The following is a 14,776-nucleotide window of genomic DNA, read 5'->3' as shown; positions in this document are numbered from 1 at the left end:
CTATCAAATCGACATTCAAAAACAGTGGTTAGCTTTTGTAAAAGGGCAATTTTATAACAGTTGCAGGTATGGCTTTCTTCCTTACTTGAATATTGATTTTGCTATCCACTTTAGAAAACACTTTTGGCACATAGCCTAAGCCAATTCCTATTCCTAAACTTGGGCTCATTGTCCCAGAAGTTACATTGCCAATGGTTTTTCCGCTATGATCTACAATATCGTAGCCTTGACGTGGAATACCTCTTTCATTCAATTTAAAAGCTACTAATTTACGTTCTGGTGTACGCTCTTTTTCGGCTTGTAATGCTTCACTGTTGGTAAATTCCTTATTGAATTTACAAATCCAACTCAACCCAGCTTCAATAGGAGAGGTGGTGTCATCAATATCATTTCCGTATAAACAATACCCCATTTCTAAACGAAGCGTATCCCTGGCTGCTAAGCCAATTGGTTTTATACCAAAATCTGCTCCAGCTTCTAATACCTTATGCCAGATTTGTTTTACTTCGGAATTTTTACAGTAGATTTCAAACCCACCACTGCCAGTATAACCAGTTGCGGAAATAATGACATGCTCTATACCTGCAAAATCACCAACAACAAAATTATAGAACTTTATCTCAGATAAATCATGACTAGACAAAGATTGCATGGCTTCTACCGCTTTAGGACCTTGTATGGCTAATAGCGAATAGTCCTCACTTAAATCGCGCATATCAGCTCCTACATTATTTTTTGATGAAATCCAGTTCCAGTCTTTTTCAATATTACTGGCATTAACAACCAACAAATAGGTTTCATCTTTTACTTTATATATTATGAGGTCATCCACAATGCCACCATCATCGTTTGGCAAACAACTATATTGCGCTTTTCCTATTTCGAGTTTTGCAGCATCATTACTTGATACTTTCTGAATTAATTCCAGGGCATGTGGCCCTTCAATCAAAAATTCGCCCATATGGGACACATCAAAAACACCAACAGCTTTTCTAACTGTTTCGTGTTCAATAGTTACACCTTCGTATTGTACAGGCATGTTATAACCAGCAAAGGGTACCATTTTGGCTCCTAATGCTATATGTGTTTCCGTTAAGGCTGTGTTTTTCATTATAAATTCATTCAAAATTAAGATGTGCAAAATTAAGTAAATTTTATGGCATAATTCAACCGCTTTTTAAGCGAGAAATATATTTTTATTATGTCTTTTGACTTTTGCTGTTGCTAAGAGTTTTGTGCTAAATGCCATTATGGACTCAATAAAAAAACCACCTTCATTAAGGTGGTTTTTGCTTAATTCTTTTTATGTTAGAATTGGTATCTTACACCTAAGGCAATATCAAAGCCAAGGTCATCCCTAAAATCCCCAAAGCCTAATTCTGGTCTAAAGTCTAAAGATAAAATGAGTGGAATATCAAAATTATACTCAATACCAATATCGCCAGCAATAAATAAGAAGGTGTCGTCATCGCCATCATCGACATCAAATGAACCCAAACCACCACCAGCACCAGCGTACCAGTTAAAATTGCCATCGAGCTCCCAAACCCATTGATAAAGCCCTGTAATTTTAAAGCCATCAAAACCATCACCGCTTCTCCAACCTAAGTTGGCTTCTAGTCGGTTATTATCACCAAGGGCACGCTGGTAAGAGATTTCGGTACCAAATCCGTCATCATCACCAATCCGCAATCCTATGGCATTATCAGCTATTTCTTGTGCATTAACAAACAATAGGCCAGTAAAAATTGCAACAGTCGTTAAAATTAGTTTTTTCATAATTATATCGTTTTTTATTGATTTCATTTATTTAAACAAAAATAACGCCAAAATTGTATTTATATTTGATTTCTTTGATTTTGTTTCCCTGCTTAAATTAGAGGGTTAAATCATAAAATCCACATATATCATAAACCCTATGGATACGCTTAAAGATTCATTTTTAGAGATTTTACGATCAGAACAATTGTTAACAGGTGCATCGTTAAAGGACCGTTATCACCATATTTGGCACATGGATCAACCATTAAATGTTAAAGCATTATTACTACCAGAATCTACAGAACAGGTAGCTGCTATTATGAAAATATGTCATACAAATGATCAACCAGTCATCGTTTTTGGTGGATTAACAAATTTAGTAGGTAGTACGGAGACCTATGGAGATGAAGTAGTAATTTCTATGGAACGAATGAACGGAATTGAAAAAGCCGATATTCAAAGTAGAACCATAACTGTTGAAGCTGGCGCAATTTTAGAACATGTTCAGCAAGCTGCGCTAGAGCGCAATTTACTTTTTCCACTTAACTATGGTGCCAAAGGTTCTGCTCAGATTGGTGGTGCTATTTCCACAAATGCTGGTGGGCTGCAAGTAATTCGCTATGGTATGACCAGGCAATTGGTTCTTGGGTTGGAAACGGTTTTAGCAGATGGTACTGTAATATCATCATTAAAGAAGATTATTAAAGACAATTCGGCCTATGATATAAAACAGCTATTCATTGGCTCTGAAGGAACATTGGGTATTGTTACTAAAGCTGTTTTAAAATTGGTGGAGTTACCTCAAAGTAGGGTTAGTGCATTTGTTGGAATTAACGACTTTGACAAAGTTGTATCGTTTATGCGCTACATGGATCAAGGTTTGGCAGGGACCCTAAGTAGTTATGAGTTAATCTGGAAAGATTCTTACATAACATTAACAAAAGACCCTTCTGTAGATCGTTCACCATTACCTGATACTTATAATTATTACGTTTTGTTGGAAGGCTTAGGGAGCCATCAGAACCAAGATGAAGATCGATTGGAAAACCTTTTAGAAAATGCTTTGAATGAAGGTTTAATTCTGGATGCAGCTCCTGCCTATTCGAAAACGGAATTGAATAGGTTTTGGCATATCCGCGAGAATGTGGATGCACTTGTAGCTGTTTGTAAATTTGATCAACATTTTGACATAAGCTTACCTATTTACGCCGTTGGTGAAACTATAGCGTCGATATCTGAATCTTTAGCTAAGATAAAAGGTGTTACCCACGTTTTTCCTTTTGGGCATATTGGTGATGGAAATATACACTTTATGATTGGAAAAGAAAATGATAGTGATGAATTGAAAATAGCAATAAATGATATCGTTTATAAGCCAATAAAAATGTTAGGTGGATCGGTCTCAGCAGAACATGGTATAGGATTACACAAAAAAGAATATCTACGGTTGAGTAGAACAGATGAAGAAATTGCGCTAATGAAACAATTAAAAAGAACTCTAGATCCCAAAAACATATTGAATCGAGGAAAGGTCTTAGATTTATAATAACAAATAGGTACTTTTTAAGGTAGCTTATTCTTTAACTTTATTTTTTGGTGGCTCAACGATAGTAATTGCAGCAATAAGATCTTTGACATCCATTTCCTTAAGCTCTTCGTCCGCAAAGAATGGGGAGAGCTTGTCATTACCGTAGTTGTAAATCTTCCAACGCTTAAATTGATACTCTAAAGCTGTAAAATTTTCAACCCAATCTCCTGAATTCAGGTAGGTTGTTTTTCCATTCTTGTTTTCCTTTACCAGCATTTTTGGTTGATGGATATGCCCACAAACTACATAGTCATATTCATTTTCTATAGCCAAATCCGTGGCAACGCTTTCAAAATCGCTAATGTACTTTACAGCGCCTTTTACACTGTTCTTAATTTTTTTTGAAAGTGAATAACGTTCTTTCCCCATCTTTTCCAAACACCAGTTTACAAAGCGATTTAAAAGAATGAGTATGTCATAACCCCAACTACCAAGTTTCGCTAACCATTTTGCATTTTGAATAGAAATATCAAACACATCACCGTGGAAGAACCATGCCTTTTTGCCGTCTAAATCTAAAACTAACTTATTTACTATTGAAATGTTTCCTATCTCAGTATCAGTAAACTTTCGCAGCATTTCATCATGGTTTCCTGTAATATAGATAACTTCTGTACCATTAGAGGCAAAATCCATTATCTTTTTAATGACACTCAAATGGGACTTAGGGAAGTATCGCTTTTTAAACTGCCATATATCGACAATATCACCATTAAGAATAAGTTTCTTTGGCTCAATACTATTTAAATAGGTCAGTAGTTGCTTTGCATGACATCCGAACGTGCCAAGGTGAACGTCGGATATGACTGCTATTTCAACTTTTCGTTTTAGATTCAAGACAAACTATTAATAACTGCAAATAACTTACTAATGTATTAATTGATTGTAATGCTAGAATTAATAATCCATAAGGAAAATGTTACTATAATGTTATTAAAGTTCACTAATCCCGAGGGTGGTTAACATTGCTGTAACATACTAAAAAAAGAGAGAGTATTTTTGTTTCTGTGATATTAGATTTACATTAGCACAAAATAAGATTTAATGGCAGGAAATTCCTTCGGAAAATTATTTAGGCTCACCACTTTTGGTGAATCACATGGCGTAGCCATAGGTGGAATTATAGATGGTTGTCCTTCAGGTTTAGAATTGGATTTCGATGCGATTCAGAATGAATTAGATCGACGACGACCAGGCCAATCTAAAATTGTAACACAACGTAAGGAACCAGACACTGTTGAATTTTTATCAGGTATTTTTGAAAATGTTACCACAGGCACTCCAATAGGGTTTGTGATAAAGAATAAGAACCAAAAATCCAAAGATTATTCGCATATAAGGGATGTTTACAGACCTAGTCATGCCGATTACACCTATGACAAAAAATATGGTGTACGAGATTATAGAGGAGGAGGGAGGAGCTCAGCGCGCGAAACCGCATGCCGCGTTGTTGCAGGTGCTATCGCCAAGCAATTGTTGAGTACGGTGCAAATATATGCCTATACATCTTCAGTAGGAGACATATTTATCAACAAATCATATCAGGAACTGGATTTTACAAAGATTGAATCGAACGATATTCGTTGTCCAGACGAAGCTTCTGCTGAGCGTATGATAAAAAAAATAAAGGACATAAGAAAACAAGGGGATACTATAGGTGGAACGATTACTTGTGTTATACAGAATGTTCCTATTGGGCTTGGTGAACCCGTTTTTGATAAATTACATGCCGAACTTGGTAAAGCCATGCTGTCCATTAATGCAGTAAAAGGATTTGAGTATGGAAGTGGTTTTGATGGGGCAAAAATGAGAGGAAGCGTTCATAATGATAAGTTTAATGAAGACGGAACCACACAAACCAATTTATCTGGTGGAGTACAAGGAGGCATTAGTAATGGCATGGATATTTATTTTAACGTTGCTTTTAAACCTGTCGCGACAACACTTCAGAAACAAGAAACGATAAATAGTTCTGGAGAGACTGTAGAGATGCAAGGAAAGGGCAGACACGATCCTTGTGTTGTTCCTAGAGCAGTACCTATTGTTGAGGCTATGGCTGCTTTAGTTTTGGCAGATTATTTGTTAATGGATAGAGTAAGTAGACTATAGATTGTCATTCCTGAGACTATGTTCGCTAACGCTATAGTGTTGGTGCAAAGCAGGAATCTCATGATAGGTGAATCAATTTGTAATAAAAACATTACCGCTTTTGCGGCAAAAAAACATGAAAAAACTCGCACTACATTGGAAAATTATTATCGGAATGATTGTTGGGATTATTTTCGGATTTATAATGAATTCAGTAAATGGTCAGCAATTTGTAACTGATTGGATTTCACCATTTGGTACCATATTCATTAATCTATTGAAGTTGATTGCCGTTCCTTTAATATTAGCCTCTTTGATTAAAGGTATTTCTGATTTAAAGGATATTTCAAAAATTAGAGATATGGGGTTGCGTACAATAGCTATTTATATTAGTACAACGTTAGTAGCTATTATTATTGGTTTATCTATCGTAAACTTCGTTAAACCAGGAACCGGTATGTCCGAAGATACCTTGACAAAGATAGAAATGAAGTATAAAAATGATGCAGGTGTCACCGATAAATTAGCAAAAGCAAGTGCGCAAAAGGATGCTGGTCCACTACAAGCCTTAGTGGATATATTTCCCAGTAATATATTTCAGGCCATGGGTGAAGCTAAGATGCTTCAGGTTATTTTCTTTGCCTTATTTATCGGCATTTGTTTGTTGCTTATCCCAGAAGATAAGGCCAAACCCATAATCGACCTCTTTGATTCCCTCAATGAAATCGTTATGAAAATGGTAGATCTCATAATGCTGTTTGCACCTTATGCCGTTTTTGCATTGATGGCTAATGTAATTATTGCGTTTGATGATACTGAAATACTTCTAAAACTTCTACAGTATGCGCTTTGTGTTGTAGGTGGCTTATTGTTAATGATAGGATTCTACTTAGTGCTTGTAAAAGTGTTTACAAAAAAATCACCTATGTGGTTTCTCAATAAAATAAGTCCTGCACAATTATTAGCCTTTTCCACCAGTAGTAGCGCTGCAACTTTACCAGTAACCATGGAGCGGGTCGAAGAGCATATAGGTGTAGATAAGGAAGTTTCTGGGTTTGTGCTGCCTGTTGGTGCTACAGTAAATATGGATGGTACCAGTTTATATCAGGGTATTGCAGCCGTTTTTATTATGCAAGTCATTTGGCCAGAAGGTCTAACCTTCACTAATCAATTGGTCATTATCCTTACAGCGCTTTTAGCATCTATTGGAAGTGCAGCTGTACCAAGTGCAGGTATGGTAATGTTAGTAATCGTTTTAGAATCTATAGGATTCCCTGCTGAGCTATTGCCTATTGGGTTAGCACTAATATTTGCGGTAGATCGACCATTGGATATGTGCAGAACGGTAGTTAACGTTACTGGTGATGCTACAGTTTCAATGATGGTTGCCAAATCTTTAGGCAAACTACATGACGATCCAAAGCCTAAAGAATGGAACGATAACTATGAAGCTGTAAAATAATTTTTCATAATATTTAAATTCATTATTTTTAAACAAGTCATTTAATCAACCAAAATTATATTGAGATGAATGTTTGCTTTATTATGTATCCTTGGGAAAACATCGACCCAGAAAATGATACCAGTTTGGCTTTAATAAAAGAATGTGCAAAACGTGGACACGGAGTGGCCATGTGTACACCTGCCAATCTTACGATAAGGGATAGTGTTACCAATGCGTTTTGTAATGTTTTAGGACGAATGGACAAAGTGCCTTCGACTTTAAAATCATTTTATAATAAGGTAAAGTTAAGAGAAGAGATGTTACCATTAGCCGGATTTGATGCAATCTTCTTCAGGGCAAATCCACCCTTGGATCCGTTGATGCTTAACTTCTTGGATTCTGTGAAGGACGATGTGTTTATTGTTAATTCTTTGCAAGGTATGCGCGAAGCAAATAATAAGCTCTACACAGCCGCATTTGGAGATGCGCACAGTAATATTATACCAAATACGCATGTATCTAAAAATAAAAAATATTTGATTCAACAGATCAAGGAGTCAAAATCGGATAAGATGATACTTAAACCTTTAAATGGGTTTGGTGGTTCTGGTGTAATTTTAATTGAGAAGTCTGCCATGAGTAATATCAATTCCCTGTTGGATTTTTATATTACGAATTCGGATGGCACCTCTAATTATGTCATTCTGCAAGATTATATAGAAGGTGCAGATCAAGGGGATGTTAGAATATTATTGTTAAATGGCGAACCTGTAGGTGCCATGAAGCGCGTACCAGGTTCTGATGATCATCGATCAAATGTCTCTGCTGGTGGTAGTGTTCAGAAACATAATTTGACTAAGGCAGAAAAAGCACTTTGTAAACAGATTGGTCCAAAATTGGTAAAAGATGGTTTATACTTTGTTGGCATTGATGTTATTGGTGGAAAATTAGTTGAGGTTAACGTCATGTCTCCTGGTGGAATTACCTATATAAACAAAGTCTACAAAGCGAAAATAAAGGTCGAAGAAAAAGTAATTGACTTTTTAGAAAGTAAGGTTATGGATCAATTACAAGCGTTTGACCGACGTACACGTCTGCGTAAAGCGGTAGATGAAGCCTAAACTATAACTATATTTCTTCGCATAATAATGAAACACACATTATTTCTTTATAATCACAAAGAGAACTATTAATATGGGTGTTCCATGTGACAATTAAAAAATATATATGTGCACATGAAAACAATTGATTGGACTAGGGATGAGCTTGTAGCTTATATTTTATTGTTTGCAGCCCATGCTGATTTCAAAGAAAATAATCGCGAACGCGATGTGATTATTTCTAAAGTAGATTTGAATACCTTTCAGGAAATTCATAATGAATTTGATAATGATAATGATTATCAGGGGATTCAGAAAATCATAACCAGCTTAAGACAGCACAATTATGATAAAGACGATGTTGAAATTCTTTTGGCTGATATTAAGACTCTATTCTTTTCGGATGGAGAATTCGACATTAACGAACGTAACATGCTAAAGTCCTTAGGACGGTTATTTAAATCTTTATGATGCAGCGACTTTCAATAGAATCGATTATTTCTAAAATCGAAAATGAAGAAATTTTCCATGCGGTTTCAGAGGATTATTCGTTTACCTTGAAAATCGATGACTATGTACCCTATATATGCGGTGCTGTGCATGACGGCCATCAATTCAGAAAGGATTTATGGGATAATTGTTTGCATACAGCCTATGAGCGCTGGTATGAAGAAGACCCAGAAACTAAAAATATGGTGATTTCGCACCCTATTCTTATTGCTGGTTGCGATTCGCGTTTTGAATACGATTTAAATCGACCACCAGAAGAAGCCGTGTTCGATACTGCTTGGGGAAAACAACTTTGGAAAAATCCTTTGTCAGAGGCAGAAAAGCAAAAGAGCCTTCAAAAACATTCGAATTTTTACAAAGTTGTACATGCCTTAGTTTCTAAATTAGAAAAGAAATTTGGAATTTGTGTTGTTTATGACATGCATAGTTATAATTGGCAACGTTGGGATAGGGAAGTACCAACTTGGAATTTGGGGACTTCTAACATCGATAACGATCGTTTTGGAGACGAGGTAGAGTCGTGGCGACAAATGTTGGCTAGTATAGAACTACCAAACGACATCAAACAAACTGCAAAAATCAATAACACTTTTTACGGCAATGGGTATTTCTTAAAGTATATTACCAAGAACTTTAAAAACACTTTAGTTTTGGCGACCGAAATAGCCAAGGTGTATTGCGATGAATATAAGCAAATTATTTACCCAGAAGTTGTCGCTGCCGTAGCGCAACAATTACAATCACTCCTTCCAAAACATGCTAATGAATTTTATAACAGGTTTAAGAATTAATGGCTCAAATTAGAACAACAGCAGAATTTCAAGACCTATTCGATATTGATGCCAATCTTAATCGATTGGTAAAAAATATTGAACTCCTCAATTATATCAATCCACTTAACATAGCTGCAGAAAAGAAAAAGTTCTTTTCGGCGAAGTACAACTATGAGCCAGAATTTAAGTATCCCAAAATGCGATTTAATGGCTATAAATTGCACCGTTTATTTTTTTCCCAACGTTTGGAGCGCATTGAAGATGAAGACATAAGACAATTATATGAAGATATAATCTATGAGTATTCCGGATTGATTGAGTGTATTGAGATGATTGGGCAAGGCCGAAAGTTCTTCTTTAATAGCCTAAAAAGCTTTGGCACACCAACAGAAAAAGATATAGAAAATGCCAAGTTCATCCTTCGTTTTGACAATTCAGGGTTTGATGAAGAAATGCTTCCGATGTATAATGCTACCGAAGCTAAAGACTATTTTATAGCATTTTCAAAACGTTATGATTTTAAGTATAACATAAAAATTTCCAATAATCTCTCTGCGGCAGCCATGGTTTTGAACAATACTCAAACTTTGGTGCTTAGAAGAAGCCATAAGTATAGTTTAAATCAACTTAAGGTCTTAACTAACCATGAGATCGGTGTTCATATGGTTACGACATTTAATGGTTTGGATCAACCGCTTAAGATTTTTTCTAATGGGTTTCCTAATAATGTTGAAACCCAAGAAGGTTTGGCTGTATATTCTGAGTTCATGAGCGGTTGTCTTACTATAGAACGGTTAAAAGAATTAGCTTTTAGAGTCATTGCCGTAAATAGTTTAAACAAAGGATATAGTTTTTCTGACACGTTTCATCTATTGCACAACCAACATAAGCTTAATAGGGATAAAGCATTTGCCATTACGCTTCGTGTGCATAGAGGAGGAGGTTTTACCAAAGACCACTTATACCTTAAGGGGATTAGAAATATCTATAAATATGCAAAGACTAAAAATGATCTAGGTATTTTGTTAACAGGTAAGGTAAGTCAGGAGTATATACCAACCATGGAAAAGCTCATGGAGTTGGGATTGGCATTGAAACCCAAATACATCACTGATTCTTATATAGTGAACGATAATACCAATCCGAATTTAGATTTTATTTTGAGTAGTTTGAAGTAAAAAGGGCTATTATGTTGGTTAGGTGTGTTTTTGTTTTCCTATGTTTTTTTAATTTAAGTTACACACAAGATATTTCTGGTCTATGGGTGCATGATGTTGATGGAACAAATCCGACTGGTTTTGATGCCATCTATGCTATTATGTATTTACGTATGGATGAATCTGGGAAGGTAATAGGTTACACTTATGATTATCACGCTGGTGGAACTTGTAATTTTTATTTAGAAGGCGAATATGACATCGAAAAAAACCGGTTGATAGCAGCTAATACGAAAAAAATTAATAAAGCATTTTTTCATGCACGTTCCAGGTTTAAATTGTTTTATGAGGAAATTGGCGATGAAGCGTTTTTAGTTGGAAAAGCAAGACAAAAAGGCGTTCATGGTCTTGTCTTTTCGTTCGGTGGATTATTTAGCATACCTCTTAGTTATAGAAAAATAAAGTCGGAAGATTTTGAAGCCATAAAAGGTTATGATGTATTAAAACCATACATTGACGCTTTAGAGATTGATCTTAAAGAAGAAAAAGAAGCAGGCCCTACATTGGAAGAGCGTCCTATTACTGAAGTAACTCAACCAGATGAGGACATTGAATTTAAAGAACATACAATCCTAGAAGTAGAAGAAACGTTGACTGAACTAGTTGAGACTAACGATAAGAAAAAAGAGATTGAGGCTTTTACAAAAAGTAAGGACAATAGAAAAAATGAGTTGATAATTTCTCATAATGTTACATCTAGAAAAATAATCCTTGAGATTTTTGACAATAGCAGGCAAGATGAAGACAGGATTAGTATCTATGTCAACGATAGTTTGGTTACGTATAATCTGGAGGTAACAAAAGACCCAAAAATGATTGCATTGAGCCTATCTGAAGACAAAAACACACATCAAGTTTTATTTGTCGCTAATAATATGGGTAGCGTTCCACCCAATACAGCCACAATCAAGTATACCGTGGATGGGATTACTTATGAGGAAGAATTATTTACAAACTTAAGACTGAGTAAATATTTAGAATTCATCATTGATTAAGTTTATATTCACAAAAAGGTTAATCTGAAAATTTACTTTTTTAAGATATAAATAGAGTAAAACCTCAAAGTCAAATGTATCCGTCTATCATTATCACTGACACCATAAAAGAGTTAGACATGTTCCTTTATGGAATTCGACTCGTTCCTAACTAACAGAAGTTAGGGTCGAACCAACACCATTCTACTTTGAGGTTTGTTGAATTACCAAGCTTAAAAACCATTAACAAAAAAATAAGCTCATATTCAAAAGTAGATAAGGCACTTTAACCAAACAACCAATACTAGGTGTATTGGTTGTTTTGGTGAGTAAATGTGGTTTTTGAACGAGTTTACAGGTTAATACGTTTTCCTTTAGGATATTTAATGGCATAGGAGTGATTTACTTTATCGGTCTCACCAGGTCTTAAATCAATAGTCCATTTTAATATGCCTTTTTCTTTGTCGTAGTCAGAAGTTCCAGTATCAATGTCGTCAAGCTTTATAGCCCTGTTTTGGGTTATTGGTATTCGGTCTAAAAGTGTCAATTGAATTTCTAGGGTTTTATTATTTCTTACTTCTATTTCAAAAGCTTTATACACCACTTTATTACTGCCAATAAATGTGGTTTTTTTAAAATCATTTCGCTGTGTTCGCTTTACAATAATGTTTGGGTCAACACCTAAGGAAATAGTTAGACTATCAGTAGTAGCACTAGGATTGATATTGGTCTTCCCGGAATAACTACCTTCAAAATAGACATTGGCTTCTGCAGGCAATAGATTGTAGCGTTCCCAGTTCCCAATTTTGGCAGTTAAAAATACATTTTCGTTGAGAAGAGGTGCAGCAAAATAATCGTACTTAGCAGGGACATCGAAGCGATCTATTTCTATGACCGTTATATCACCATCTGATGGAATGGAGTAGGTTTTGTCGATTTCAAAACGTATGTTAGTGATTCCTGTATCTATTCTTACGCCTAAGTCATTAACTTTTTTTGTTGAATGATTCTTGGTGTTAATTATAACAACTCCATTAGATGCTCTGCTACCATAAATTGATGTTGCCTCATTATCTTTAAGTATTTCTATTGATTCTACACTATCTGGGTCAATATTTTTCACGGCTTTTTCCTTTACGGGAATACCATCTACAATAAATAGTAAATTGTTTTTACTTGGAAGAGAGCTTGCTCCTCTAATGCGAATACCAGATACACTTCCATAAAGTCCATTTACTAAGTCTTTGGAAGCAATAGATGAAGTAGTATAAGACCCGGAACTTCCAGGAGAAGAACTATAACCCATTACCACAACTTCATCAAGTTGGGCACCTTCATTTAAAGTTACATTCATTATACTTGAATGTATAGGCAATTCCTCCGTATCAAAACCTATATAAGAATACACCAACTTATTACCCGTTGTTGTTTTTAAAGAATACCTACCATCAAAATCAGTTTGCACACCATTTGAAGTGCCTTTTTCAATAACATTAGCTCCTGGTAAAGGCAAACCATCTGAGTTGCTTGTTACTACACCTGAAACCGTTTTCACTGAAGGGTTGTATTTATAATTATAACTTTTAGTGGCGCGTTGCGACGTGTAATTGCTATATGGACTTATAAAGTTGAGGTACTTAGGATTCACTATTGGTCTTTCATTATTTGTATTTGGATCGCTAGTGGATAAAACCAATTTTACATCTGTCCAATCACATCCAGAATTTTGATAAACATGTGCCTTATACTCAAGATTTATAGGACTATTGATTTTTTCAGCTTTTAGGTCATACATAGGAAACCATCCTGCATCTTTGATATTATATGTGATTATTAAATCTAACTTTTCAGATTTCACCGTGTTTAGCTTAAGTTTTATTTCACCGGTTTGCACCTTTTCATCCACATTAAACTCTGCTAATTGTCTTGAAACATCTAATTTAGAGGATTCATAATCTTTTATTTTTTGATTGGATACATCGATATCGGACTTTAAGTCAGTGATTCTTTCCCTGTAGTAGCTTGCAAAGGATTTCAATTGCTCTAGATTAACAACCTCATTTTCATTTCCTAAACGTTTATTACTTTGAATCAAGCTGATTTCTTCATTATACCCAGCGATTAGGTTATAATGCGCTCGAATTTTTTTATCCATGTCTTCTAATTCATTTTGCAAAGCTGTAATAGAATCCTTTTGCTTTTGTTTGGATAAATAGTTAATGCCATAATTTATTGATAGAATAGATGCGCCTTTAAGTCCAGAAATTTGAATGCTACTTTCTTCAATATCTGGTGATAGGTTATTAAAGATAATTTCGGTAGTACCTGATTTTAGATTTACAGTAGCCTTACGGTTAATTTCCGCACCATCAAGATAAACAGTAACTGCTGTTATAGTACTCGATTCTTGGCTATATAAAATTGAAGTAAATAAAAAAATGAGTAAAATTTGAGAGATAGTTTTCATACGAGTTGGTATTTTGTTTATCTCAAAATTATTACTGGTGGATTACTCCCAAAAGATGAATTGAGCAAGAAGATTATTACAATTAGTAAAATCTTAACTAAAATTAGTTAAGGGGTAGTTTGCACCTCATAGACATTATTTACATTTTTAACATTTAAAACAATTAAAATGGACTTATATCGAGTTTTTTCATTCTTGATATAAGCGTTATGTTATTTTTGATTAAGCAAAATAAATGCTATTAAGCAATTCAGTATTCCCTCATAGTGAATTGAATTTTGTTTAGGTTAAATTAGTTTTAAGTAAGTTGTTAATTTAGAAAGGCCTTTTAGAGTGTTACTAAAAGGCTTTTTTACGCCATGAATTTTGCCTGTAGTTCTGGTGTGGGAATCATGCAACTATCCTTTCTTCCAAACCATTTGTAGCGGTTTCTGGCCACAAAATCATAAACCAAATTTCTTAAGAATGTTGGTATGATAAAAAACACTACTAATAAATTAGTGGGAAAACCAAGTAACTTGGCTATACGCAATGCTGCAGATGATTTATGATAGATCTTACGCTCTTTAGGATTAAAAAGAATTATGGAATCTGTTTCTTCTGTGTCAATATTAAACGCATTGATTATTTCCGTTCCAATTTTGCTTTGTAAAGGGGCAAACAAAAATGTATTGCTTTTATCTCTCCTTATAACGTATAGCACACTACTATTACAGAGGTTGCATACACCATCAAATAGGATAAGCTGCTTGTTTTTTGGAATGTCTTTTATCACATTGCAAAGATATTGAATAGAATTAAAAATGATTCTTTGGTTTTTATTCAGATAATTTATAGCTTTATTCAAAACACAT

General features: G+C 34.8%; 13 protein-coding genes. 8 read left to right on the top strand and 5 right to left on the bottom strand.

Translation table 11 applies throughout. The annotated features are described in order from the left end of the window. Positions 1-28 precede the first annotated feature (28 nt). Complete coding sequence (gene gcvT / locus Q0992_RS07415) at positions 29-1,111, bottom strand: glycine cleavage system aminomethyltransferase GcvT (RefSeq protein ID WP_299521804.1); 1,083 nt, start codon at positions 1,109-1,111, stop codon at positions 29-31. A 197-nt stretch (positions 1,112-1,308) separates the two neighbouring features. Then, the gene (locus Q0992_RS07410) at positions 1,309-1,779 is read right to left on the bottom strand and encodes a hypothetical protein (RefSeq protein WP_299521801.1); all 471 of its coding nucleotides are present in this window, start codon (positions 1,777-1,779) and stop codon (positions 1,309-1,311) included. Positions 1,780-1,918: 139 nt separating this feature from the next. Here Q0992_RS07410 and Q0992_RS07405 point away from each other — a divergent pair, with 139 nt between their 5' ends. Continuing rightward, positions 1,919-3,307 carry an FAD-binding oxidoreductase gene (locus Q0992_RS07405; RefSeq protein ID WP_299521798.1) on the top strand — a complete coding sequence of 463 codons (1,389 nt, stop codon included), beginning with the start codon at positions 1,919-1,921 and terminating at the stop codon, positions 3,305-3,307. 27 nt (positions 3,308-3,334) lie between these two features. Here Q0992_RS07405 and Q0992_RS07400 read toward each other — a convergent pair whose 3' ends face one another. Next, positions 3,335-4,186: a UDP-2,3-diacylglucosamine diphosphatase gene (locus Q0992_RS07400; RefSeq protein ID WP_299521795.1), complete on the bottom strand. Its 852-nt coding sequence runs from the start codon at positions 4,184-4,186 to the stop codon at positions 3,335-3,337. A 207-nt stretch (positions 4,187-4,393) separates the two neighbouring features. Between Q0992_RS07400 and aroC the strand changes: the two genes are divergently transcribed. The 7 genes from aroC (at position 4,394) to Q0992_RS07365 (ending at position 11,476) form a co-directional block, all read left to right on the top strand. Beyond that, positions 4,394-5,458, top strand: a complete 1,065-nt coding sequence (gene aroC, locus Q0992_RS07395; protein ID WP_299521792.1) for a chorismate synthase — start codon at positions 4,394-4,396, stop codon at positions 5,456-5,458. 115 nt (positions 5,459-5,573) lie between these two features. Next, positions 5,574-6,899, top strand: a complete 1,326-nt coding sequence (locus Q0992_RS07390) for a dicarboxylate/amino acid:cation symporter (RefSeq protein WP_299521789.1) — start codon at positions 5,574-5,576, stop codon at positions 6,897-6,899. Between the two features lie 65 nt (positions 6,900-6,964). Then, positions 6,965-8,002, top strand: coding sequence for a glutathione synthase (gene gshB / locus Q0992_RS07385; RefSeq protein ID WP_299521786.1), 1,038 nt, complete (start codon positions 6,965-6,967; stop codon positions 8,000-8,002). Positions 8,003-8,116: 114 nt separating this feature from the next. Beyond that, positions 8,117-8,452 carry a hypothetical protein gene (locus Q0992_RS07380; RefSeq protein WP_299521783.1) on the top strand — a complete coding sequence of 112 codons (336 nt, stop codon included), beginning with the start codon at positions 8,117-8,119 and terminating at the stop codon, positions 8,450-8,452. After that, the gene (locus tag Q0992_RS07375) at positions 8,452-9,282 is read left to right on the top strand and encodes an N-formylglutamate amidohydrolase (protein WP_299521780.1); all 831 of its coding nucleotides are present in this window, start codon (positions 8,452-8,454) and stop codon (positions 9,280-9,282) included. The genes Q0992_RS07380 and Q0992_RS07375 overlap by 1 nt, the downstream gene beginning before the upstream one ends. Beyond that, on the top strand, positions 9,282-10,442 hold the full coding sequence (locus tag Q0992_RS07370; RefSeq protein ID WP_299521778.1) for a flavohemoglobin expression-modulating QEGLA motif protein: 1,161 nt from the start codon (positions 9,282-9,284) through the stop codon (positions 10,440-10,442). The genes Q0992_RS07375 and Q0992_RS07370 overlap by 1 nt, the downstream gene beginning before the upstream one ends. A gap of 11 nt (positions 10,443-10,453) precedes the next feature. Further along, the gene (locus Q0992_RS07365) at positions 10,454-11,476 is read left to right on the top strand and encodes a hypothetical protein (RefSeq protein WP_299521775.1); all 1,023 of its coding nucleotides are present in this window, start codon (positions 10,454-10,456) and stop codon (positions 11,474-11,476) included. Between the two features lie 331 nt (positions 11,477-11,807). Here Q0992_RS07365 and Q0992_RS07360 read toward each other — a convergent pair whose 3' ends face one another. Together Q0992_RS07360 and Q0992_RS07355 are read right to left on the bottom strand one after the other, a co-directional pair. Next, the gene (locus Q0992_RS07360; protein ID WP_299521772.1) at positions 11,808-13,922 is read right to left on the bottom strand and encodes a DUF4139 domain-containing protein; all 2,115 of its coding nucleotides are present in this window, start codon (positions 13,920-13,922) and stop codon (positions 11,808-11,810) included. Between the two features lie 352 nt (positions 13,923-14,274). Further along, positions 14,275-14,697: a thiol-disulfide oxidoreductase DCC family protein gene (locus Q0992_RS07355; RefSeq protein WP_299521769.1), complete on the bottom strand. Its 423-nt coding sequence runs from the start codon at positions 14,695-14,697 to the stop codon at positions 14,275-14,277. Positions 14,698-14,776: the final 79 nt, after the last annotated feature.

It is taken from the genome of Winogradskyella sp. (assembly GCF_028289625.1).
In the GTDB taxonomy this organism is placed as follows: domain Bacteria; phylum Bacteroidota; class Bacteroidia; order Flavobacteriales; family Flavobacteriaceae; genus Winogradskyella.
This window is presented reverse-complemented; position numbering and strand designations above follow the sequence as displayed.